The organism is Pseudomonas sp. NGC7, from assembly GCF_047159675.1.
GTDB lineage: Bacteria > Pseudomonadota > Gammaproteobacteria > Pseudomonadales > Pseudomonadaceae > Aquipseudomonas > Aquipseudomonas kermanshahensis.
Window position 1 is genome coordinate 3,489,830 of the sequence record NZ_BAAFZY010000001.1, and the last position, 23,488, is coordinate 3,513,317.

Annotated in this window: 22 protein-coding genes; 9 read left to right on the forward strand and 13 right to left on the reverse strand. The window is 59.0% G+C overall.

Annotated elements, in window-relative coordinates; genetic code table 11:
- Window positions 1-30: 30 nt before the first annotated feature.
- From paaE to paaF, 11 genes are all read right to left on the reverse strand, one after another.
- Window positions 31-1,107 carry a 1,2-phenylacetyl-CoA epoxidase subunit PaaE gene (paaE, locus tag ACMCNM_RS15640; protein WP_027593241.1) on the reverse strand — a complete coding sequence of 359 codons (1,077 nt, stop codon included), beginning with the start codon at window positions 1,105-1,107 and terminating at the stop codon, window positions 31-33.
- 15 nt (window positions 1,108-1,122) lie between these two features.
- The gene (gene paaD, locus ACMCNM_RS15645) at window positions 1,123-1,656 is read right to left on the reverse strand and encodes a 1,2-phenylacetyl-CoA epoxidase subunit PaaD (RefSeq protein WP_186681526.1); all 534 of its coding nucleotides are present in this window, start codon (window positions 1,654-1,656) and stop codon (window positions 1,123-1,125) included.
- Complete coding sequence (gene paaC, locus ACMCNM_RS15650; RefSeq protein ID WP_412764836.1) at window positions 1,643-2,401, reverse strand: 1,2-phenylacetyl-CoA epoxidase subunit PaaC; 759 nt, start codon at window positions 2,399-2,401, stop codon at window positions 1,643-1,645. Before paaC ends, paaD begins: the two co-directional genes overlap by 14 nt.
- 8 nt (window positions 2,402-2,409) lie before the next feature.
- Entirely contained in the window at window positions 2,410-2,691 is a 282-nt protein-coding gene (paaB, locus tag ACMCNM_RS15655) for a 1,2-phenylacetyl-CoA epoxidase subunit PaaB (protein ID WP_004374528.1), read from the reverse strand.
- A gap of 25 nt (window positions 2,692-2,716) precedes the next feature.
- The gene (gene paaA, locus ACMCNM_RS15660; RefSeq protein ID WP_099429341.1) at window positions 2,717-3,706 is read right to left on the reverse strand and encodes a 1,2-phenylacetyl-CoA epoxidase subunit PaaA; all 990 of its coding nucleotides are present in this window, start codon (window positions 3,704-3,706) and stop codon (window positions 2,717-2,719) included.
- 228 nt (window positions 3,707-3,934) lie between these two features.
- Window positions 3,935-5,254 carry a phenylacetate--CoA ligase PaaK gene (gene paaK, locus ACMCNM_RS15665; RefSeq protein ID WP_027593245.1) on the reverse strand — a complete coding sequence of 440 codons (1,320 nt, stop codon included), beginning with the start codon at window positions 5,252-5,254 and terminating at the stop codon, window positions 3,935-3,937.
- A gap of 111 nt (window positions 5,255-5,365) precedes the next feature.
- Window positions 5,366-6,586 (reverse strand): 3-oxoadipyl-CoA thiolase, encoded by a 1,221-nt coding sequence (gene pcaF / locus ACMCNM_RS15670; RefSeq protein WP_412764837.1) that lies wholly within the window; start codon window positions 6,584-6,586, stop codon window positions 5,366-5,368.
- Window positions 6,579-7,019 carry a hydroxyphenylacetyl-CoA thioesterase PaaI gene (gene paaI, locus ACMCNM_RS15675; protein ID WP_027593247.1) on the reverse strand — a complete coding sequence of 147 codons (441 nt, stop codon included), beginning with the start codon at window positions 7,017-7,019 and terminating at the stop codon, window positions 6,579-6,581. The genes pcaF and paaI overlap by 8 nt, the downstream gene beginning before the upstream one ends.
- On the reverse strand, window positions 7,012-8,529 hold the full coding sequence (gene paaH / locus ACMCNM_RS15680; RefSeq protein ID WP_412764838.1) for a 3-hydroxyacyl-CoA dehydrogenase PaaH: 1,518 nt from the start codon (window positions 8,527-8,529) through the stop codon (window positions 7,012-7,014). Before paaH ends, paaI begins: the two co-directional genes overlap by 8 nt.
- Window positions 8,530-8,531: 2 nt before the next feature.
- Window positions 8,532-9,323, reverse strand: a complete 792-nt coding sequence (gene paaG / locus ACMCNM_RS15685; RefSeq protein ID WP_412764839.1) for a 2-(1,2-epoxy-1,2-dihydrophenyl)acetyl-CoA isomerase PaaG — start codon at window positions 9,321-9,323, stop codon at window positions 8,532-8,534.
- A gap of 35 nt (window positions 9,324-9,358) precedes the next feature.
- Window positions 9,359-10,132: a 2,3-dehydroadipyl-CoA hydratase PaaF gene (paaF, locus tag ACMCNM_RS15690; RefSeq protein WP_412764840.1), complete on the reverse strand. Its 774-nt coding sequence runs from the start codon at window positions 10,130-10,132 to the stop codon at window positions 9,359-9,361.
- Window positions 10,133-10,486: 354 nt separating this feature from the next.
- Between paaF and paaY the strand changes: the two genes are divergently transcribed.
- From paaY to ACMCNM_RS15725, 7 genes are all read left to right on the forward strand, one after another.
- A complete protein-coding gene (gene paaY, locus ACMCNM_RS15695; RefSeq protein WP_099429337.1) occupies window positions 10,487-11,086 on the forward strand; it encodes a phenylacetic acid degradation protein PaaY in 600 nt (199 codons plus the stop codon).
- Between the two features lie 77 nt (window positions 11,087-11,163).
- Window positions 11,164-12,087, forward strand: coding sequence for a phenylacetic acid degradation operon negative regulatory protein PaaX (gene paaX / locus ACMCNM_RS15700; protein WP_186681513.1), 924 nt, complete (start codon window positions 11,164-11,166; stop codon window positions 12,085-12,087).
- 135 nt (window positions 12,088-12,222) lie between these two features.
- Entirely contained in the window at window positions 12,223-12,567 is a 345-nt protein-coding gene (locus ACMCNM_RS15705; protein WP_412764841.1) for a transcriptional regulator, read from the forward strand.
- Window positions 12,567-13,781: a type II toxin-antitoxin system HipA family toxin gene (locus ACMCNM_RS15710; protein WP_412764842.1), complete on the forward strand. Its 1,215-nt coding sequence runs from the start codon at window positions 12,567-12,569 to the stop codon at window positions 13,779-13,781. Before ACMCNM_RS15705 ends, ACMCNM_RS15710 begins: the two co-directional genes overlap by 1 nt.
- 88 nt (window positions 13,782-13,869) lie before the next feature.
- A complete protein-coding gene (locus tag ACMCNM_RS15715) occupies window positions 13,870-14,391 on the forward strand; it encodes an RNA polymerase sigma factor (RefSeq protein ID WP_412764843.1) in 522 nt (173 codons plus the stop codon).
- Window positions 14,388-15,236: a FecR family protein gene (locus ACMCNM_RS15720; protein WP_412764844.1), complete on the forward strand. Its 849-nt coding sequence runs from the start codon at window positions 14,388-14,390 to the stop codon at window positions 15,234-15,236. Before ACMCNM_RS15715 ends, ACMCNM_RS15720 begins: the two co-directional genes overlap by 4 nt.
- A 115-nt stretch (window positions 15,237-15,351) precedes the next feature.
- Complete coding sequence (locus ACMCNM_RS15725) at window positions 15,352-17,742, forward strand: TonB-dependent siderophore receptor (protein ID WP_412765928.1); 2,391 nt, start codon at window positions 15,352-15,354, stop codon at window positions 17,740-17,742.
- Between the two features lie 82 nt (window positions 17,743-17,824).
- On the opposite strand, the gene rfaD is transcribed toward ACMCNM_RS15725, so the two are convergent.
- Window positions 17,825-18,865 carry an ADP-glyceromanno-heptose 6-epimerase gene (gene rfaD, locus ACMCNM_RS15730; RefSeq protein WP_412764845.1) on the reverse strand — a complete coding sequence of 347 codons (1,041 nt, stop codon included), beginning with the start codon at window positions 18,863-18,865 and terminating at the stop codon, window positions 17,825-17,827.
- A gap of 805 nt (window positions 18,866-19,670) precedes the next feature.
- On the opposite strand from rfaD, the gene ACMCNM_RS15735 reads away from it, so the two are divergent.
- Window positions 19,671-21,161 carry a hypothetical protein gene (locus tag ACMCNM_RS15735; protein ID WP_412764846.1) on the forward strand — a complete coding sequence of 497 codons (1,491 nt, stop codon included), beginning with the start codon at window positions 19,671-19,673 and terminating at the stop codon, window positions 21,159-21,161.
- A 395-nt stretch (window positions 21,162-21,556) separates the two neighbouring features.
- Here ACMCNM_RS15735 and ACMCNM_RS15740 read toward each other — a convergent pair whose 3' ends face one another.
- Entirely contained in the window at window positions 21,557-22,198 is a 642-nt protein-coding gene (locus tag ACMCNM_RS15740; protein WP_412764847.1) for a hypothetical protein, read from the reverse strand.
- Between the two features lie 640 nt (window positions 22,199-22,838).
- On the opposite strand from ACMCNM_RS15740, the gene ACMCNM_RS15745 reads away from it, so the two are divergent.
- The gene (locus tag ACMCNM_RS15745) at window positions 22,839-23,381 is read left to right on the forward strand and encodes a hypothetical protein (protein WP_412764848.1); all 543 of its coding nucleotides are present in this window, start codon (window positions 22,839-22,841) and stop codon (window positions 23,379-23,381) included.
- Window positions 23,382-23,488: the final 107 nt, after the last annotated feature.

Consider the following 23,488-nt stretch of genomic DNA (forward strand, 5'->3'; position numbering starts at 1 on the left):
GGTGCTTAGGGCCTCAACGCGGGCCAGGTATCAGAGCTGGTCGAAGTCGAGCACCACTTTGTCGCTCACCGGGTAGGTCTGGCACGACAGCACATACCCCGCCGCCACTTCGTAGTCTTCCAGCGCATGGTTGCTGTCCATCTCGACCTCGCCTTCGATCACCCGGCACTTGCAGGTCGAGCACACGCCGGCCTTGCACGAGTACGGCAGTTCGGCGCCGATGGCGTTGCCGGCGTCCAGCACGTTCTGGCTGTTGCGCGGCAGGTCGAAGCTCAGCGCCCGGCCATCGCTGATCACGGTGATATGGCTGAGCGCCGAATCCACCTGGCGCGCAGCTTCACGGGCTTCGCGGCGCGCTTCGCTGCCCGCGGCGGCGAACAGTTCGAAGTGGATCCTGTCCTTGGCCATGCCGTTGGCCTGCAGGCTGTCACGCACGGTTTCAGTCATGGCCTGGGGGCCGCAAATGAACGCAGCGTCCAGCGTGGCGACGTCCAGCCAACGGGAGAACAGCTGGCCGCATTTGTCGGCATCGATCCGGCCGTTGTACAGGTCGACGTCCTGCTGTTCGCGGCTGAACACGAAAATCAGGTTCAGGCGGTCCAGATAACGGTTTTTCAGGTCTTCGAGCTTGTCGCGGAACAGCGCACCGGAGCTTGAGCGGTTGCCGTAGAGCAGGGTGAAACGGCTGTGCGGTTCTGTTGCCAGGGTGGTGGCGATGATCGACAGGATCGGCGTAATGCCGCTGCCGGCGGCAACGCCCAGGTAGTGGCCTTCGCGGGCGGGGTCGAGCGGCACGAAGAAGCTGCCCGACGGCGGCATCACCTCCAGTTGCTGGCCAGCCTTGAGCACTTCATTGGCAAAGGCCGAAAAACGCCCGCCTGGCACGCGCTTGACAGCCACACGCAGCTCGCCGTCCTGCACGGCGCTGCAGATCGAATAGGAACGACGCACTTCTTCGTCATCCAGCTGGGTACGCATGACCAGGTACTGGCCCTGGGTGAAGCGGAATTGCGTCTGCAGGTGCTCGGGTACGTCAAAGACGATGGACACGGCGTCGCGGGTCTCGTTGCGTACTTGCTTGATGGTCAGGCTGTGAAACTGGCTCATGGTGTTCTCCACGGCTCAAATGCATTTGAAATAGTCGAATGGCTCCAGGCACTCGCGGCAGCGGTACAGCGCCTTGCAAGCCGTGGAGCCGAACTGGCTGAGCAGTTCGGTATGCGCGCTGCCACACTGCGGGCAGCACACTTGAGGCGCCTCACCGAGCAGGCTGCGCTTGCTGGTGCTGCCTTCGGGCGGCGCTATGCCATAGGCGCGCAAGCGTTGGCGGCCCAGGTCGCTGATCCAGTCGGTGCTCCAGGCCGGGGTCAAGCGCCGCTCTAGTGCGGGGGCAGCAAAACCGGCCTGTTGCAGCGCGTCACGGATATCGGCCTCGATCACCTCGGTCGCCGGGCAACCGGAATAGGTTGGTGTGACGACCAGGTGCAGGTGGCCGGCGCGCCAGCCCAGGTCGCGGACAATGCCCAGGTCAACCACGCTCACCACCGGCACTTCCGGGTCCATGACCTGCTCCAGCACCGCCCAGGCCCGGGCCAGGTCGTCGCCTCGGGCGGCACGGGCGCCGAGGTCGCTGGCGATCAGCTCACCAGGTCGCATCGGGGTAGGCCCGTGGCAGGAACTGCATTTCGGCCAGCAACAGCCCCAGGTGCTCGGTATGCAGGCCTCTGCGACCGTCCAGGTAGAAATAGCTGGCGGCTTTGGGCAGCGGCAGCTCGACCGAGTCGAAAGTCGCGCTTACCTGCTTGAGCCAGGCCGCGCCGACGGCGGCCGGGTCAGCAGCGATGCCGGCTTCGGCCAGCTGAACTTCGCTGTCGCTACCCGCGGTCAGTTCAACGGTGAAGCGCCACAGCGCTGGGATGGCGTCTAGCATGCGCCGACGGCTTTCGTCGGTGCCGCCGCCCAGGCGTTGCACCCACTCACCGGAGCGACGCAGGTGGTAGGTGACCTCCTTGAGTGCCTTGGCAGCAATGCCGGCGATACGCTCATCGCGGGACGCAGCCAGGCCCTGCAGCACCGCGAAGTGCCAGGCGTCGTATAAAAACTGCTTGGTCATGGTCACGGCGAAGTCGCCATTGGGTTGTTCGACCAGCAGCAGGTTGCGGTAGGCGCGTTCGTCACGGCGGTAGGCAAGGGCATCGGCGTCACGGCCGTCGTCGAGCAACTCGGCGGCGTAGTCCAGCCAGTTGCGGGCTTGGCCGACCAGGTCGAGGCCGACGTTCATCAAGGCCAGTTCTTCCTCGATGGCCGGTGCGTGGCCGCACCATTCACAGAGCCGCTGGCCCTGCACCAGGGCACTGTCGCCCAGGAGCAGCAAATAGGGGATAAGCGCTTCTTTATGCATGGCCAACCTCACATGTGTCCGACTTCGTCGGGCAGCTCGTAAAAGCTGGCATGGCGGTAGACCTTGTCGTCCGAGGGGGCGAACAGCGGGTCTTTCTCGTCAGGGGAGGAGGCGGTAATCAGCGCCGATGGCACCACCCACAGGCTCACGCCTTCGCTGCGGCGGGTGTACAGCTCACGGGCATTCTCGATGGCCATGGCGGCGTCGGCGGCATGCACGCTGCCGACATGCTTGTGGTTCAGGCCGTGCTTGCTGCGCACGAACACTTCGTAGAGGGTCCAGACAGACATTTTCGATCTCCGCATCAATCGCCGCTCAGGCGGCGTTCTTGTTCTGTTGCTTGCGCGCATAGGCCACGGCGGCCTCGCGTACCCAGGCGCCGTCCTCGATGGCCTTGCGCCGGGTGGCGACACGTTCCAGGTTGCAGGGGCCGTTGCCCTTGATGACTTCGTAGAACTCGTCCCACTGGATGTCGCCGAAATCGTAGTGGCCGCGGGCTTCGTTCCACTTCAGGTGCGGGTCGGGCGCGGTGCAGCCGAGCAGTTCGAGCTGTGGCACGGTCTGGTCGATGAAGCGCTGGCGCAGCTCATCGTTGGTCTGGCGCTTGATCTTCCAGGCCATCGACTGGGCGCTGTTGGGGGAGTGCTCGTCACTGGGGCCAAACATCATCAACGATGGCCACCACAGGCGGTTGATGGCGTCCTGGACCATGTCCTTCTGAGCCTGGGTGCCGTGGCGCATCATGGTCAGCAGCAGCTCGTAGCCCTGGCGCTGGTGGAAGCTCTCTTCCTTGCAGATGCGGATCATGGCGCGGGAGTAGGGGCCGTAGGAGGTGCGCTGCAGCACCACCTGGTTGACGATCGCAGCGCCATCGACCAGCCAGCCTACGGCGCCCATGTCGGCCCAGCTCAGGGTCGGGTAGTTGAAGATGCTCGAGTACTTGGCCTTGCCGCTGTGCAGCTTGGCGATCTCTTCGTCGCGGTCGGCGCCGAGGGTTTCCATGGCGCTGTACAGGTACAGGCCGTGGCCGGCTTCGTCCTGAATCTTGGCCATCAGTTGCAGCTTGCGTTTCAGGCTTGGGGCGCGGGTGACCCAGTTGCCTTCAGGCAGCATGCCGACGATTTCCGAGTGGGCGTGCTGGGAGATCTGCCGGATCAGCGTTTGGCGGTAGGCCTCGGGCATCCAGTTTTTGGCTTCGATCTTGATCTCGGCGTCGATCTTTTCCTGGAAGTCGCGCTCTTCGGGCGACATTTCGTCCAGGGACTTGACGCGTTTGACGCCGGTTTCGACTAGCTGTGCGTACATGTTCCGACTCCTGCTAAGGCATGAGTCATTTGTAAGCGATACAAAACATAACGTCAAACAGTTTTATATGTATCGAATAAGATTTGTGTATCGCTTTGCGGACCTTTCGCAGCACAAGGCTGCTCCTACAAGGGCGCTCACCACCTGTAGGAGCATCCTTGCGCTGCGAAAGGGCAGGCAAAAAAAAGCCCCGGACTGAGCCGGGGCCGTAAAAAGGCAGCTGATAAGTCAGCTGGCTAACCGTTTGTCGAACACGTGGCACGCCTTGCCTTCAGAACGCTTGAGCGTGCCGCAGGGCTGCAGTCGCACCTGGGTGCTGATACCGATGTAGGTCTTGATCTGCTTGGTCAGTTCACCGATCAGCAGCTTGCGCTGGCCCTCGTCCATCGCCTGGCATTCGCCACGCAGCTCCACGTGCACCTCGACACTGTCCAGGTTGCCATTACGATACAAATGAATCTCATACATCTCTGAAAGCTGTTTTATTTTTAGCACCTGCTCCTCAATCTGGGTCGGGAACACGTTGACCCCACGAATGATCAGCATGTCGTCACTGCGCCCGGTGATCTTGCCGATCCGCCGCATCGGCCGCGCGGTGCCTGGCAGCAGGCGGGTCAGGTCGCGGGTACGGTACCGCACCATCGGCAGCGCCTCCTTGCTTAGCGACGTAAATACCAGCTCGCCCAATTGCCCGTCCGGCAGCACCTCGCCGGTAACCGGGTCGATGATTTCGGGGTAGAAGTGGTCTTCCCAGATGGTCGGGCCGTCTTTGGTTTCGATGCACTCCATCGCCACCCCGGGCCCCATGATTTCCGACAGGCCATAGATGTCGAGGGCCTGGATACCCAGGCGCTGCTCGATGGAGCGCCGCAGTTCGTCGGTCCAGGGCTCGGCACCGAAGATGCCCAGGCGCAGCTTGAGGTCGTGCGGGTCGATGCCCTGGCGCTCGATCTCGTCGGCCAGGTTGAGCATGTAAGAGGGCGTGACCATGATGATGTCGGGCTGGAAGTCGCGGATCAGTTGCACCTGCTTCTCGGTCTGGCCACCCGACATGGGGATGACCGTGCACCCCAGCCGTTCGGCACCGTAATGCGCGCCGAGCCCGCCGGTAAACAGGCCATAACCGTACGAAACGTGCACTTTGTCGCCTTTGCGCCCCCCGCCGGCGCGGATCGAGCGGGCGACCACATTGGCCCAGGTGTCGATGTCGTTCTGGGTATAACCGACCACGGTCGGCTTGCCCGTTGTGCCGCTGGAGGCATGCAGGCGCACGACCTCTTCCTGGGGCACGGCAAACATGCCGTACGGGTAGTTGTCGCGCAGGTCGTTCTTGCCGGTGAAGGGGAATTTGGCCAGGTCGTCGAGCGACTTGAGGTCATCGGGGTGCGCGCCGCATTCGTCGAAGCGTTTGCGGTACAGCGGCACGTTGTCGTAGGCGTGTTTCAGGCTCCAGCGCAGGCGCTCCAGCTGGTGCTGGCGCAGGGCGTCGACGCTGGCGGTTTCCATAGGGTCAAGCAGGGCACGATCGGCATCATGGTACATGTTCATGGCTTCACTCGAATTGTTCTTGTACGCCGACCGGCGCGGGTTCGCAGCCGGGCGGTGAGTGTCATGGGCGCAGCATAACCGGCTGCGTTGTGTTCGGTCACAAGCCGTTGGTCAGAGGCGCTCGATGACCATGGCGATGCCTTGGCCAACGCCGATGCACATGGTGCACAGGGCGTAGCGTCCGGCAGTTTCTTCCAGTTCGTGCAGTGCGGTGGTGACCAGGCGCGCGCCACTCATGCCCAACGGATGCCCCAGGGCAATGGCGCCGCCGTTCGGGTTGACCCGCTTGTCGTCGTCGGCCAGGCCAAGCTCGCGCAATACCGCCAGCCCTTGGGCAGCGAAGGCCTCGTTTAGCTCGATGACATCCATGTCGGCCAGCGACAGCCCGGTGAGTTCGAGCACCTTGCGGATAGCCGGCACCGGGCCGATGCCCATGATGCGCGGCTCGACCCCGGCCACAGCCATGCCGACAATGCGCCCGCGGGCTTTAAGGCCATGGCGCCGGGCCGCTGCGGTGCTGGCCAGCAGCAGTGCACAGGCACCGTCGTTGACACCAGAGGCATTGCCAGCGGTGACACTGCCACCCTCACGAAACGGCGTGCCGAGCTTGGCCAACTGCTCCAGCGTGGTGTCGCCACGCGGGTGTTCGTCGTGCTCGACGCGCTTGGCCGGGCCTTTGCGCTGGGGGATCTCGACCGGCACGATTTCCTGTGCCAGGCGGCCTCGGGCCTGGGCGGCGGCAGCCTTGTGCTGGCTGCGCAGGGCGAAGGCGTCCTGGTCTTCACGGGAGATACCGAAACGGGCAGCGACGTTCTCAGCCGTCTCAGGCATCGAGTCGGTGCCATGTTCGGCCTTCATCAACGGGTTGACGAAGCGCCAGCCGATGGTGGTATCGAACAGTTCGGCGGCGCGCCCAAAGGCTTGCTCCGATTTGCCCATCACGAACGGCGCGCGCGACATCGACTCCACGCCGCCGGCCAGCATCAGCCCGGCTTCACCGCAGCGCAGGGCACGGGCCGCGTTGCCAATAGCATCCATGCCAGAGCCGCACAAGCGGTTGAGGGTGGTGCCCGGCACCTCAATCGGCAGGCCCGCCAGCAGGCTGGCCATGCGGGCAACGTTGCGGTTGTCCTCACCGGCCTGGTTGGCGCAACCGAGGATTACGTCGTCCACTGCCGCCCACTCCAACTCCGGGTGGCGGGCGATCAGGGCCTTGAGCGGGATGGCGGCCAGGTCGTCGGGGCGCACGCCGCTCAAGGCGCCGGCGTAGCGGCCGATCGGCGTGCGCACGGCGTCGATGATCAGCGCATCGGCCAGGGTGTGTTCAGTCATCTTGTGTCTCCTGCGCGAGCACCGTGCCGCGTACTTTGTAGGATTTGCCATGGAACATCGCCACCAGCTCACCGCGCTGGTTCTCGATGCGAACGTCATACAGGCCGGTACGGCCTTTGCGGCTGACTTCGCTGGCCGTGGCAGTCAGCACGTCGTCGCGCAGCGCCGGCGCCAGGTAGTCGATGCTGCAACCCAGGGCCACGGTGGCCTGGTCGTAACTGTTGCAGGCGAAGGCGAAGGCTGAATCCGCCAGGGCGAACAGGAAACCACCGTGGCAAGTGCCGTGGCCCTGGATCATGTCGGCGCGCACCGGCATGCGCAGGCGCGCCTGGCCAGGGCCGGCTTCGAGTAGGCTGATGCCGAGCCCTTGGGTGGCGTGATCGCGGGAAAACATGGCATCGGCACACGCTTGTGCCAGCTCGATTTCAGTCATGCAGATTGCCTCCTTGGGCTTCGCAGCGGCGCAATAGCAGGGAAGGGCGATAGCGGCTTTCGCCGTAGCTGCGCTGCAGGTTGTCGAGTACACGCAAGGTCTGGCTGATGCCGATGCGCGAGGCCCAGGCCAGGGGGCCGCAGGGGTAGTTCACGCCGGCGCGCATGGCCAGGTCGATATCGGCTGCCGAGCCAACACCTTGCAACACGGCATCGGCGGCTTCGTTGGCCAGCATCGCCACCGTACGCAGCACGACCAGGCCAGGCAGGTCGGCGACTGCGGTCACTTTCAAGCCGGCGCGGGTTAACAAGCCCACTGCCTGGTCGCGGGCCTCACGGGTGGTGTCGGCAGACCAACTGATCGCAATGCGGGAAGCCGTGCTGTAGTCCAGGGCCAGATCGACCAGCACCAGGTTGCGCAGGCCTTCTTCGCGGGCACGCTGGGTGGCCAGGCGGCCGTCGGAAAGCGCCAACGTGGCATCGCCGACCTGGATCACGCCACTGCCGGCGCGCTCGGTCACGGCGATGCCGCTGTCGCGCAAACGCTCGACCAACGGCTGCATGACGCCCAGATGCCCCTCGATAACGCAGGACGCAACCTGCGCCGTGCTTTGCAGCGCTGTAGGTTGCGGGCGCTCGGCGCCTTCGGCGTAGCTATAGAAACCTTGGCCAGTTTTGCGGCCAAGGCGTCCGGCATCCACCAACTCCTTTTGCACGAGCGAAGGCTGGAAGCGGAAATCGCCATAAAACGCCTCGAACACCGAACAGGTGACGGCATAGTTGACGTCATGGCCGATCAGGTCGGTGAGCTCGAAGGCCCCCATGCGAAAGCCGCCGGCATCACGCAACAGCGCATCCAGGCTGGCGCAATCGGCTGCGCCTTCCTGCAACAGGCGCAGGCTCTCGGCGTAGAACGGCCGGGCTACACGGTTGACAATAAAGCCCGGCGTTGAGCGGGCATGCACCGGCTGTTTGCCCCAGGCTTTGGCGGTGTCATAAAGGCAGGCGGCCACGGCAGGGTCGGTAGCCAACCCCGAAACGACCTCGACCAGGGCCATCAACGGTGCCGGGTTGAAGAAATGCATGCCCACCACTTGCTGTGGGCGCTTCAAGCCAGCGGCCAGGCTGGTGATCGAGAGTGACGAGGTGTTGCTGGCCAGGATGCAGTCGTCTGCGCACAGCGCTTCAAGCTCGTGCAACAAGGCCTGCTTCACTGACAGGTTTTCAACGATGGCTTCGATCACCAGGCGGGCATCGGCCAGGGTGTCGAGGGTGTCGACTGGACACAGACGGGCGACGATCGCTTCGCGCTCGCCCGCAGGCAGCTTGCCTTTTTCTACCAAGCGGGCGAGCTGACGATCGATGCCCGCCACTGCCTGAGCGGCGGCGCCGGGGCGGTTGTCGTAGAGTTTGACCGGGTGGCCGGCTTGCGCGGCCACTTGGGCGATACCCGCGCCCATGGCGCCTGCACCGATCACGGCCACTTGGGTGTTGCGGTCGAGTGCGCTCATGCTCAACGCCCCTTGAACGCAGGCGTGCGCTTGTTCATGAAAGCGCTTACGCCTTCGCGGTAGTCTTCGCTGCGGCCAGCCAAGCGCTGCAGGTCGCGCTCAAGCTCCAGTTGCTGGTCGAACCCGTTGTCGAAACTGGCATTCAGGCTGCGCTTGATCAGGGCCAGGCCGTAAGTGGGCTGCGTGGCGAGGTGGCGGGCGAGGGTGAGGGCCTCGTCGCGCAACGCGGCATCGTCGACCACGCGATGGATCAACCCCCATTGCTGGGCCTGCTCGGCCGTAAGGCGTTCGCCCAGCATCGCCAACGCCTTGGCCCGCGCCATGCCGACGAGCCGTGGCAGCAGCCAGGTGCCGCCAGAATCCGGCACCAGGCCGATCTTGCAGAAGGCCTGGATGAAGCTGGCCGAACGGGCGGCCAGTACCAGGTCACAGGCCAGCGGAATATTGGCCCCGGCGCCCGCAGCCACGCCGTTGACGGCGCAGATGACCGGCAGCGGCAAATCGCGCAGGGTGCGCACCAGTGGGTTGTAGAACCTATCGATGGACTCACCCAGGTCCGGCATGTCGGCCCCTGGCGCGACATTGCGATCAGACAGGTCCTGGCCTGCACAGAAGCCGCGGCCTTCGCCAGTCAACAGCAACACCCGTGCGTCGTTGCTCTGGCGTACTTGCTTCAAGGCTTCGCGCACTTCCAGGTGCATGGGCGTGTTGAAACTGTTCAGCTGCTCCGGGCGGTTCAGCGACAGGAGGGCAACGCCGTTCTCGATGGAAAACAGGATGTGTTCGAACGTCATGGCAGACTCGCTTGGTCAGTCGAATGGGGAGGTGCTCAGCAGCCTTTGAACCGGGCCTGGCGTTTTTCCTGGAAGGCGCGAATACCCTCATTGCGGTCGGCAGTGCCGGCGAGCAGGGTGAACGCGTGGCGCTCGAAGCGCAGGCCACTGGCAAGGTCGGTATCGCCGGCCTTGAGCAAGGCTTCCTTGGCCAGGCGCACTGCCAGCGGCGCCTTGGCCGCGATAATGCGGGCCACTTGCACGGCCCGCTCCACGGCCAGTTCCGGCTGGGTGACTTCGCTGATCAGGCCGGCTTGCAAGGCGTGCTGGGCGCTGATGGCTTCACCGGTCAACACCATGTGCATGGCCAGCGGCTTGCCGACCGCGCGCAGCAGGCGCTGGGTGCCGCCAGCGCCGGGGATGATGCCGAGGTTGATCTCCGGCTGGCCGAAACGGGCGTCGCTGCCCGCAATGACGATGTCGGCGCACATCATCAGCTCGCAACCGCCGCCCAGGGCGTAGCCGTTAACGGCGGCGATCAGCGGCTTGGAAAACGCGGCTATCCGTTGCCAACACGCAACGCGAGGGTCATTGAGGATGCCGACCAGGTCGCGTTCGGCCATCTCGCCAATGTCGGCGCCGGCGGCGAACGCCTTGCGGCTGCCGGTAATCACCACGGCATGGGTCTGATCATCACGCTCGGCGGCATCCAGCTCACTGGCCAGCTCGGCCAGCAACGCAGTGCACAGGGCATTCAGCGCTTCTGGCCGTTGCAGGGTGATGAGCCGGACGCCGTGCTCCGGCGCTTGCGCATCGAGATAACGAGGCATATCGGGTTCCTCTGGCTGCTCGCACGGCACATCGATTGGCCGGCATTTCTTGGAATTGTTTGCAGGGACGTGGGCTGCACCACGTTCAGGTGCGGACAGTATATGCATTATGCGATACACCAAAGCAACATCAAAAAGCGTTTAACGTATCTCTTTGTGGTGATTTCTGCGCGGGAGATGAGCTATTCAAAAAAGTGATTTAACGATTCATCGTCAGATAAATAGGGCTTTTTCTGTAAAAACAGGTTGCAAATAAGGCTGGCAACAAAGCGATACAGGCATCGCACAATTGACGCGCTACATTTTTGTGATACAAGGACTTGTCACATTTCAAATCATTTCAGGAGCTTTGCCATGCCTTGCTACCGGCTAGACGGCCTGACCCCCGTGGTTCATCCAACTGCCTATGTGCACCCGAGCGCAGTGCTGATTGGCGATGTCATCGTTGGCCCTCGTTGCTACGTCGGCCCACTGGCCTCACTCAGGGGCGACTTCGGCCGCATCGTGCTGGAGGAGGGCGCCAACCTGCAGGACACCTGCGTGATGCATGGCTTTCCGGGGGGCGACACGGTCATAGAACGCAACGGGCATGTCGGCCACGGCGCGGTGCTGCACGGGTGCCGCGTGGGCGAAGATGCCCTGGTAGGTATGAATGCCGTGGTAATGGATGGTGCCCATGTAGCCCCGCGCTGCATCGTTGCTGCCACGGCCTTCGTCAAGGCGGGGTTCGAATGCGCCGAACAAAGCCTGGTGGTGGGTAGCCCGGCACAGGTCAAGCGCCCGCTGACCGACCAGGAGCTGGCCTGGAAGCAGCGCGGCACGGCGGAGTATCAGCACCTGACGCAGCGCTGCATGACCGCGCTGGTCGAATGCCCACCGCTGACCGAAGCCGAGCAGGGTCGCCCGCGCATGGGTGACTCCGGCATCCGGCCCAAAGGCAAGGCGCCAGCATGAGTCTGTCCGTGTCACGCAATGGCCAGGCAACCCGCCGCGCAGGTATAGTCGGAGCTTTCCCCGCGCACAGTTCCTCCATGAGCACACTTGCCCCACTGAACAACCTGATCACTCGTTTTCAGGAACAGACGCCGATCCGCGCCAGCTCGCTGATCATCACCCTGTACGGCGACGCTATCGAACCGCATGGTGGCACGGTGTGGTTGGGCAGCCTGATCAACCTGCTGGAGCCGATCGGCATCAACGAACGGCTGATCCGCACCTCGATCTTCCGCTTGACCAAGGAAGGCTGGCTGACCGCCGAAAAAGTCGGCCGACGCAGCTATTACAGCCTGACGGGCACCGGCCGACGGCGCTTCGAAAAAGCCTTCAAACGCGTCTACAGCCCCAGCCAACCCGCATGGGATGGCGCCTGGACCCTGGTGTTGCTGTCACAACTGGAAGCCGGCAAGCGCAAAACCCTGCGTGAGGAGTTGGAATGGCAAGGCTTCGGGGTGATGGCGCCCAACGTGATGGGCTGCCCCCGTGCTGACCGCGCGGATTTGGCCGCGACCCTGCGCGAGCTGGAGGCCAGTGATGACAGCATCGTGTTTGAAACGCACACCCAGGAAGTGCTTGCTTCCAAGGCCATGCGCGCGCAAGTGCGCGAGAGTTGGCGTATCGACGAGCTGGGGCAGCAGTACAGTGAATTCATCCAGTTGTTCAGGCCGCTGTGGCAGGGCCTTAAAGAGCAACCGCAGCTCGATGCGCAGGATTGCTTCCTGGCACGCACGCTACTGATTCACGAGTACCGTCGGCTGCTGCTGCGCGACCCGCAACTGCCTGATGAGTTGCTGCCAGGTGATTGGGAGGGCAGGGCAGCACGGCAGCTGTGTCGCAACCTGTATCGGCTGGTGTTTGCCAAGGCCGAAGAGTGGTTGAACAGTGCCCTTGAAACGGCTGACGGCCCATTGCCTGACGTGAATGAAAGTTTTTACAAGCGCTTTGGTGGTCTTGCATAGAGATCATTAAGATTAACCTCGGTTAACCTTATCCTAGATAATGCTTACCACGATGAGTATTATGCGTTCCTTATAAAATCTTTAGGTGTGCTATGGTTAACCTTAACTCAGTTAACGTTAACCATGGCGAGCCTTATGACGACCTATTTTCCAGTCGCTTGCGCCGATACTCTCAGTAAAATCGGCCTTTTGGTCAAAGCACGGCGCCTGGCACTCGGCCTGCGCCAAGCCGACCTTACAGCTACTATCGGCGTCTCCGCGCATACCCTTCGCAAGATCGAAGGCGGCTCGGAGCTCGTCGACCTGCGTTCATTCATGCTGGTGTTGTGGCGCCTGGGCATCAGCGAAACCGTTTTCGCCTCGCTGGAAGGCATAGAGCAAACCTCCCAGATCACCCGGTTCAGTGATGACGATGATGCCCACCAGAGCCTGGCATCCCGCCGCGTGCGGCTGGCCAAACCCAAGCCTGAGGAGTTCTGATGTCCCGTGCCTACATCTATATGGAGCACCCCGAGACAGGTGAAGTCATCACCCTTGGCCGGCTGACCCTCAAAGGCAAGCTCGGGGAGTTTCTTTATGCACCTGACCACGTCGCGCGCGGCGGCTGGGTCCCCGACCCAATCAATTACCCGTTACGCGCCGAGGCCTACACCGGCATCGTCAAGAACCGCGGCATACCCGGCTTCATCAATGACGCCATGCCCGATGGCTGGGGCGAGCGGCTGCTGCATCGGGCGTACGGCCAAGAACTCGGCACCCTCGACTTCCTGCTCAAGTCACCCAACAACGACCGCGTTGGCAACCTGATGGCAGGCGGCGCAACAACCCCCGCACCCGGCTTAGGCGATGGCGCAGTACCAACCTTGAAAGGCCTGGCCAAGTTCGTCGCTGCGTGTGAAGCGGTGTACGACGGCCAGCTCGACGTCGAGTCGGTGGCCACACTCAACGTGCGCCAACAGCGTTCGGCTCTGGGTGGTGCACGGCCAAAACGTACGCTGCAGGATAACGGTATGCTGATTCTGGCCAAGCCGCGTGATCGCTTCGACCATTACGACCTGCCCTCGATCGAATATGCCTGCATGACATTCGCCGCAGGGAAGGGCTTGAACGTGGCCAAGACCGCGCTGCATGCTGAAACCCCTTCGACGTTGTTGATCGAACGCTTCGACCGCACGCCCATAGCACAAGGTGCCCGACGTATCCCGATGCTCAGCGCGCTGACCTTGCTGGATTCGGAGTGGAACGGGGCGCACCATCGGGATTGGCGCTATGCCGCCGTGGCCGATGAAATGCGCCGCCGGGGTGTGCCCGATACCGACCTGCAGGCGCTGTTCAAGCGCATGTGCTACAACGCCCTGGTGGGCAACTCCGACGACCATCCACGCAACCATGCGGTGATCTGGGTTGACGGCGGATGGCGCCTGTCGCCCATGTACGACGTACTGCCCATGCTTGAAGAAGGCCCCGCACAGACCTTGGCCATGGCAGTTGGCCGGGAAGGCAGCCAGATTAGCCGCGCGAATATGCTCAGCCATCACGCGCACTTTGCCCTGACGCGGGAGCATGCAGAGCATCTGCTGGTGGAGGTGGCGGGGTGGGAGGACGAACTGAAGGCGTATTACGCTCAGGTGCTTGCCGGCAGCGACCTGGACATGGCGGTTGATGCGGTGAGCTCGGTTCGCATGCTCAGTTAAGAAGAAGGCGGAGGCGGGTGACACTGCTTTCAAATGACATGCATTCCCATTTATACTTGCATCTCATTTCCTCTCTGTTATCGCTACCGTGCAGGCAGATCCTCCAAAGCCATCCTTGCTCTCCACCCTGGTCCGTCACTACGACGACCTGGTCGATCATGTGCGCCGACGCTTCGGCGAGCGGGTGTTCGCGCGTGAAGTCGTTCACGACCTGTGCGTTCAGTTGCTGGAGGATGACGAGAAAGAAGGGGTGCGCAAGCCCCTGGCGCTGTTACGCAAGATCGCCCACGACAACGCCATCTCGCATTACCGCCGCGAGCGTCGGCGCAGCAGCTTGATCGTCGCCGTGGCAGAACTGCCCGACGTCGCCTGCAACGCAGCGCCACAGGAGCGCCATGTCGACGCGGCGAAGACACTGGACAGGCTGATTGCGGCTATTTCCCGATTGCCGCCGCGTTGCCAGGCCGTGTTCATCATGCACAAGCTGCATGAGGTCCCCCAGGCTGAAGTCGCGCAGCGCCTGGGGATCTCGCTGAAAACCGTAGAAAAGCATTTGCGCGTCGGTATGATCGCTTGCCGTGAACATCTGCAATCCGAGGTGGCGCAGTGAGCCGTCCACGAAACAAAGACGATGCTGCAGTCGATGAGGCGCTGGCCGCGTGTCGCGAGACCTTGAAGCAGCACTTCCCTTTACCCAGCTCGCCACCTGCCCGCAAGCCCCGCAAAGGCAGCAAGGTACTCCCGCTAGTATTGCTGGCCCTGGCCGCAGGTGTGGCCTGGAAGGATCCTGCGTACCGCAATGAACACTTTGTCACGCAGGTGGGACAACGCCAGGCGATACAGCTGGCTGATGGCAGCCAGATCAAGCTGGATGGGGGCACTGAGGTACGCGTCAGCTGGCATTTGCGCACCCGGCAAGTTGCACTGGTGCGTGGCCAGGCCTTATTCGACATTTCGCCCATGCACTATCGGCCGTTCTTGGTCGATGCAGGCAACGCCGACATACGCGTGGTCGGCACCCGATTCAACGTCAACATGTACGCGGGTGACGTGCGGGTTACCGTTGCGCAAGGCAAGGTGGCAGTCACAGGGCGCGCGGCGGACCGTACCTCGCTGCTCATGCCTGGGCAGCAGGTGCTCGTGCAACAGGGCATCCCCGGTGAGGTGGTCAAAGGCAATGCCGAAGACGCTAGCGCCTGGCAAGAAAGCCGCTGGGTTTTCGCCGGTACGCCACTGGCTGAGGTGGTTGCTGCACTGCAACGGTATTACGCCCAGCCGATCGAACTGACGGACCCTGATGTCGGCAAATTGCCGCTTTCAGGTGTTTTCAGCAGCGACAGCGTCGAAACGCTGTTGGCGTTACTGCCGGAGATTCTCCCGGTGAAGCTGAGCAGGGAAGGCGGGGTCGTACGCATTCAGCCCCAAGCGGGAAAAAATAATTCTCCAACGAGGTAGGGTTGGGGCCGTCGCGAAGCGGCTAACTCTCTGCACCTCATCTCCTGGAGAATAACAAGTGAGTCAGCTCTTCCTGCGTACACCTTGGCACGTCTCGATTTTGACCAGCACCTTGATGGCCAGCCAGTGGTCGTTCGCGCAAACCATGGTGGTTGTCGATTTCAATATTCCTGCATCAACGCTGGAAAGCTCGCTGAATGCAGTGGCTCGCCAAACAGGTGCTCAAGTGCTGTTTTCCAGCGAGCTGACTGCGGGCAAGCAGGCGCCGGCGCTGCACGGACGTTACACAGTGGCGCAGGCGCTGGGCCAGGTGCTCGAGCAGAGTGGGCTGGTCGCCCAGGCGCGTGATGAGCGGACATTCATCGTTTTACCGTCAAACGAAGCAGCGTCAGGTAATACGCCGTCTACGACCGCCAGCCCCATTGAACTAGCAGGCACGGAGATCACGTCCTCTCGGCTTTCCAGCGGTGTAGTACCGCAGGCACGCCAGGTCAATGTGATCGAACGCGAGCAACTGAAGCAATTGCGCCAGGGCTCTGATGGGCTGGCGACGCTGCTGGCCAAGAGCATCCCTGGGATGGCCGACTCCAGCCGTACCATCACCGATTACGGGCAAACGCTGCGCGGTCGTACGATGTTGGTCCTGGTCGACGGCGTGCCGCTGAACACTAACCGCGACTCTTCGCGAAACTTGGCCAATATCGACCCTGCATTGATCGAGCGCATCGAGGTGATTCGCGGCAGTAGCGCTATCTACGGCGCTGGTGCAACGGGAGGGATCATCTCCATCACCACGCGGCCCGCAGGCGGCGAGCAAATGGCAGAGACCACGCTAACGGGCGTTTCGCCCTTGAGCCAAGTGGGCAGCGATGGCCTGGGAGGGCAGTTGCAGCATCATGTTGCCGGCGCCCAGGGTGCCCTGGATTACGCATTCGATTTCGGCGCACGCCATATCGGCGCCTCTTACGATGCCAAAGGGCACCGCATTGCGCCCGAGCCTAGCCAAGGTGACCTGTTCGATTCCAACAGCTACAACATTGGCGGAAAGGTTGGTTGGCGCATCGACGAGCTGCAACGTATTCAGCTGTCCCTCAGCCATTACAACGCCGAGCAAAACAGTGACTATACCGCCGACCCAGCGGTCAGCCGATTGCCGCCTGGTTCCGCACCCGCACAACCGTTGTCCGGGTTGTCCCTCGACGAACAGAACCAGATCAAGAACACCTTGGTGAACCTTGAATACGGTCACTCGGAAGTGCTCGGGGGAACATTCAATGCCCAGCTTTACTACCGCGACTATTTCACCCGCTTCACGCCCTTCGATGCCCGTGGCGTTGCCACACGTGGGCGCAATGTCGATCAAGTCATGCAGAACAGCGAAGTCGTTGGTAGTCGCATTACCTTGCGAACCCCGATCGGCGGGGCAGATACCGAACTGTTGTGGGGCGGCGACTTCAACCAGGAGCGCAGCGACATGCCGATCGATATCTTCGACCCGCAAGCGTTTGATGCGAGCGGCGGAACGGTATTCAATAAAATCGGCAAGTTGAGCTACATGCCTGACCTGACGTCGCGCAGCGTAGGTGCGTTTGCACAGTTACAGCATCGTTTCAACGAGCAGTGGTCCATGGAAGGCGGCATCCGTTATGAATATGCCACCGCCGAATACGGAGACTTCATTCCGCTGTCTGAATCAAGCACCGCCAACCCCGCCACGGTGGAAGGCGGCAAAGTCCATTACGATGCATTGCTGTCCAATATCAGCCTGACTTACTCGCCCGTCAGCGGCCAGGCGGTTTATGCCGCCTTCAGCCAAGGCTTCCAGTTACCTGACATTGGCGTGCAGCTGCGTAACGCACGCCGTGGTTTCGATATTGGCTCGTCCAACCTGGAGCCGGTCAAGACCAATAACTACGAACTCGGTTGGCGCGGCGAGCTGGGCGAGGAGACGTTGGCATCGCTGGCTGTTTTCTACACCACATCAAAACTGGGCGATGTTCAGAGCTTCAACAATGGCCTGATCCTCACCCGCACCCAGGAGCGCATCTATGGCGTGGAAGGCAGCGCTGACTGGTTGACCAGCGACGAGCATTGGGGGGCAGGGGGGAGCTTCACTTGGATGAAAGGACGCGAGCAACCAGACGGTGGCGATTGGCAAGACATGACAGGCTATCGCATTCCACCTGTGAAACTGACAGCGTATCTTCAATACAAGCCAGACGAAGATTGGAGCCATCGCGTGCAGGCGACTTACTTCGGTGCAGAGGATTACCGCCTCAAAGGTGTCGAAAGCTTTGGCAGACGCAGGGTAGATGGCTACACCACGGTGGATATCATCAGCCAATACCAGCTGAGTGAGCATGATCAGGTCAGCGTGGGCGTCCAGAACTTGTTCAATCGGTATTACTATCCGCTGTACAGTCAACTGATGCGTAACAGTAACAACACCAGCCATTTGCCTGCGCCAGGCACTGTGTTAACGGCGAGTTATACCCACCAATGGTGATCGGCAGGGCCCCTTTAGGCTGGTTTATACATAACTACACTAAATGAATATTTAGCGTAGTTATGTTAAGAAGTTGCGAATATCAAGCTGCCGTCGCTTGGCTGAAAGGAGCAGGCGGCGGGCTTTGCAGGCTTTGCAGGCCTTGCAACCAATCACAATACAGACTTACCCCTTGTTCCACCGTCAATGTTGCCGTCTTGTAACCTGCATCGCGTAAGCGCTGCAGGTCAGCACACGTGTAACACTGGTACTTGCCGCGCAAATGTTCAGGAAACTCACTGTACTCCAGAATGCCTTCAAGCAAGGCCATCTCCAAGGACAGTGGGGGTTGGCCTTGGTATTTGCGTAATCGGTTGATCACTGCCAGCGCAACATCATTGAACGACTGGGCGCGTCCGCTACCCACATTGAAAATGCCGCTTAGTTGCGGGTGATCAAGGAAGAATAAATTGACCCTGACCACGTCATCCACCGAGACGAAATCACGCAAATGGCTGCCGCTGGGGTAACCGCCGTAGCTGCCGAACAGGCTGACTTTGCCGCAGGCCTGGTACTGGTTGAAACAGTGCAGGGCCACCGACGCCATCGCGCCTTTATGCAGTTCATGGGGCCCGTAAACATTGAAATAGCGCAATCCAACGACCTGACTGCGCGTAGCTGACAACTGCCGGCGCACATGCTGATCGAACAGGAATTTGGAATAGCCGTAGACGTTCAATGGGCGCTCACAATCGCGCTGTTCATGAAAGTCCTGGCCAGCACCGTAGACTGCTGCCGATGAGGCGTACAGGAACGGAACCTGTTGCGCCTGGGCAATCTCCAGCAAGTCCCGGCTGTAGCGATAATTATTGTCCATCATGAAACGGCCGTCGGCTTCGACGGTACTGGAACATGCGCCTTGGTGCAGCACCGCACGTACGTTGCCAAATTGTCCGCGCCGAAACCGGTCCAGGAAGTCATCCTTGTCCAGGTAGTCAGCGATGTCACTGTCAGCCAGGTTGAGGAATTTGTCGCCTGCGGTGAGGTCGTCGACGGCGATGATCTCGGTTTGGTTGCGTTGGTTGAGCGCCTGTACGAGGTTGCTACCGATGAATCCCGCGGCGCCTGTTACGATGATGGTCATGCCAGATCCCCATAAGGGTGCGGAGATCGGATTTTAGTGGAGGGAATCTGCAGGGATGTTAACCAAGGTCAAAGGATGGGATGGTTGGGTGGGTTATCGCCCTGGTACTGGTTTCGAATCTGGGTATCCCACGGGCGTGTGGGTTTATACGAGAGTTCGCATAATGCATATTATGTTAAATCAAATATTATGAGGAGATGCTCATGTTGTCGGTTGCACCTAAAATCCGGAGATTCAGAACTGATGTGACCCCCACTGATTAATCGGAAACGTGGACGACTTGATCGGAAAGCATTCCAGGCCAACCAGTTAGGTTGCACAACTGACGTACTATCTCAACCCGGCTACGCCTTTTCTGTCAGTACTAAATTGGAAAAAACCGCTCTGTAGCCCCTGATTTCTGGTGTCAGCCGCCTGCCTCCAAATCACTCCCTGGTGTACCGCGTGGCGAAAGTAAATTGGAAAATAGAATTCAGCCATACCGGCCACGGCGCATACCCATTGTTTTCAATGAAATTATTTTCGCCCCGATATCCTAAGCTGCTCCTGTACTCTGGCCGATTGACGAGAGTTAATCGGACAAAAATTCGCCTGCATGGCTGATGTCGCCCAGATGTTTGCGTTCATAGCACCTACTGTATAGATTCAGATGCTGAGATCTCTAAGGCTCAAGGCTGTTAGCCTTCGCAATTGCCGGCTCGCATTTGGGATACATATTATGGTTCTGAGGTTTCATGGACTACTGACGCACCCTGACTCGCCGGCCGAGGGCGCCAGCGAACGGTCTTGTGCGGAAAAGGAGTTGGTGCGTATTTACCTCCAAAGTCTTCCGTCGGCTTTACGTGCTCAGGAAAGCTATGCGCTGATGACTGATTATGCGCTGGCCACCATGGCTAAGCCCGCTCAGGCCCGCTGGGATCAATCAGTTTTAGAAAAGTTTTTGCTTTGGAGCTTCATTGTTAAAACAAAGCCCCTGGCGGAACTAAATAATAGCGATGTGCAAGATTTTTTGAGCTTCTGCACCACCCCTCCTGAGTCATGGGTATCAAAGAGCAACGATAGATTTGTAAATGAATTCGGCCTTCTACAAGCCAACCCAGAATGGCGTCCATTTCACTCTCCCTTATGCGAGAATGGGGTCAGGTGGGTTATTAACCGATTTTTTAGTTTTAACTCTGAAGCCATCGGTCTTGTCCTTTGTCCTCCTAGTAGACCCGAAACTCCTCATGTGAATACATGCAGTTGCACTGATGCAGAGCCGTTGTGCTGCGATTACCTTGATGCGTTAAAAGAAATCACGAACGGAAAGAAAGGACTAGAGCTCGGATTGTTTATGTTCGCCACCTCGTTTTATCTTAAAATACCCTTGAGGGATTGCCTTAACTATTTAACTTTCGATTGTTTTGATTTTTCGGACAGAACCAATGGAAGATTCAAAGTCAACACAGGTAAAGGATCTATTTCCGGGAGAGTCCCTGAACATTATATGGAATATTTTTTTCGCTGGAGACAGATTTCTCAACTGCTGCCCTACCCTACATCTGACGAAATGCAACCATTGTTTCATCGGCGAGCAAAAAAATACCCGACAGCTTATCTTCCAAAAGTTGACGTAAATGGTTTGCTTCCCACAAAAATGTTAAGAGCTTTTAATGAGGGCTGCGCACGGTGTCGTAAGCCGGAAGGTCAACTCCTGAGCAGTTTTGATAGAAGCAAAAAATACAGAAATAAAGTCGCTAATAAACAGGAGGCCTTTTCTACTATTGAACGGCTCTACCAAGAGTCTAATAACATTAACCATGACACCTCTGCTACGGCAGTCCCTTTATATCTTGTAAAAGAAGGAGTTACGGCGCAACTCCCTGAGAAAGTAATAACTTACTTTTTGACCTCCTTTAATCCAGTTAGCAGTAAGGAAATTTGCTCGTCTGGAGCGTCACTGTTTTGTTTGTTTGTTCGGGGGGAGCCAAACTATCTGAATCTTCGCGCGTTTGAAAAGCTTACTCTTTGGTCGATCCTGGTAGCTGGTAAGAGCCCAGCAGATCTAGATGCGTCAGATGCTAAATCATTCTATCTATTCTGCTTGAATCCTCCAGCGCAGTGGATCAGCACCAGGATATACTCCCGATCAAGCATAATGTGGAGGCCGTTTCTTAAGCTTCGGCCGGGCAAAGCTAACAATGTTCCTCGCGCCGGCATGATCGTAAGATGGTGCAATGCTTGCTACATCCAACTGGTGCAGGCTGGTATTTTGCGTTCAAACCCTTTCCATCGTTTAAACAAATATATCAACTAAAAAACCAATGGGCAGTCCACACTGCGCGACTGTCGTGATCCGTCAGGTAAACGCCCATATTCGTGCCTCGAAACATCGAGACGCGCTGAAGGTAGATTCGCACTGGGCAGTGCAGGCTGAGGACATCCTTCAACCTCTGGGCGAGAGCAAGCCTGCTGTCAATCATTTAGAGATGAAGCACCCCGTTGAGGTCATATCCCTCAGCTCTATGTGAATTCGCTGGCTGAAGAATGTGAGCTGACACTGGTCAAACCCTGAAACAGGCAGGTGCTGATTATCACAAGTGGCCCGAACGATAGAAAGATTGCCCTAGCCTTCCATTAAGGGAGTGAACGGAGTAGCTAGAGATCTGGCAGCAGTGTTGGCTTAGGCATTTTTACTGCGTGCTGTTGGCACTACAAGCCAAGATCTCGCGCGAATAGCTTGCAGCGAAGGGAGTCTGCTACCAACTCATCTTTGACGAGTTTTTCCAATAGCGCGTAAGTAAAGTCGACCCATGATTCTACTGTGAACTTCCCATCCATGCTAGGAGCCCAGATGAAAGGCTGTTGATCACGCTGGACTTTTAGATGTACCAGCGTTCTTATTGCTACAGCGCCCTTCCCTTCAAGGGTCTCCGCTGGTTGATCAAAGTCTGATGAGGGCAGCATGAAAGCCCTTCGTAGGTAATCGTCAAAGGTTATTCTTGAGGTAAATTTTTTCAGGGCATCTTCGAACATCGAAGATATTTCTTTCACAGAGTACGCTAGGCTTGCCGCCCGCCAGATCGAATGCACCTGCTCAATGTCAAAGCCGTGCTCAAGCGAGGACTGTTGCACCTTAGAATAGAGGCTACGAACCTCAAGAGGGATGCCCGTGCCAGTCGGCTTGTAAGCACTTTTTGCCTGATTGATATCCGTCCTCATCCATTTTTTCTGGTTACTTACAGCAGTGGAGTTTGATGCAATTTGACGCATTTCGGCAACGGTGACTTTGCTGCTTTTATTCTGCCTCAACCCTGACTTCATCTCACACCCTAGCGTAAAGGTAGGTTTCACTGAGTGGCCTCTTGGAGTTGATATTTACTGCCATCTATGCGCTGATGATTTGCTAGGGACGGCGGGCCCGCCCTGCGCACTTACCCGCGCAGTTGAGCGGCATCATTCGAACTTGAGGGTAGAGCGTAAATCCGGGCTGTCAAGAGGGTGTTCGTGTGCGCAACCTGTTACGATCAGAGATTGTACGAAACGAAATAAGCATTTAATTAATTATTGCAAGCTCTGTTGCTCGCCGCTAGAGGTAGGATGCAAAAATCCACTAAGTGTAATATTCAAGGCCTGAGCAGAAAAACGTAATAATTTCATTGGGTTGCGGTCAATTTGATGCGGGCTATTTAATATACTAAGTGTACTGTTTTAGCGAAATTTTCCGCCTCCCCTGCCCCTCGTCAAGGGTGATCCTATTCAGTTGGATTCAGACCAGCGGCACGAATCCTCACGGCCATCCTAGTCACGGCAACAGACAATTTCCATTCGCAAGGCCGCCCCTGAAAACCACATTGCTCCATTTTCTCTAGCGAGTACCTTATTTATTTGATTGCGTGCCAGCTGGCTCCACAGGCATTCTAAAATAAGCATGCAAACCCCTGTCGACGGTTGACGTGTGTACAGTATAAATACAATAACCAGGAGGCTTAAAATGTCCGCCAGCGATAGACATGCTCCAGCTACTAAAACTAAAACGGGCACGAAGGCGTGGTTTAGCAGAAGTCGTCTGCCCCCCGCCCACAAACGAGTCGTAAGTCTCAGCCAATTCCAGGCGATAGGTTGGCTTTTCACGGTGGTAGACTCTATGGCGGAAGGTTCCTACCTAGACCAGTTAAATGCGATGTACGCGTTTGACAGAGAGGTCGAACAATTTCATTTGGGAAATTTTTCTGCGATACACCTACTGACCTCCGCGACTTGGAGCGATAGAGTAGTTGCAGCTTGGTGTTTGGTCGGCGCGGAACAACGAGCGATTGCCAAGCAGTTTGTGACCGACGATGCACACAATTTTTGGCCTGACACGCAATTCTGTAATCCTGGTTGGGACGAGTATGTTCAAGCGAGGATCACCGCTATCAACGCAGGCGAAACGGGGCCCGCTCAGTTTGATATCGTCAGTTTTGTTGGTCAGCCTGCCCGTGCCCGCCTTGTTTTTGCGCAGAAGCAAGTAATGCCGATCTTGCTGGCCCACTAAGAGCCTGCGAGCCCTATCAAATCCTGCGGGAGATCGCCTTGGTGCAGCTGGGAGAAAAACTAAGCTATAGCTTAGTTTCTCTAGCCAACCGTCACAAAAACCGCAAA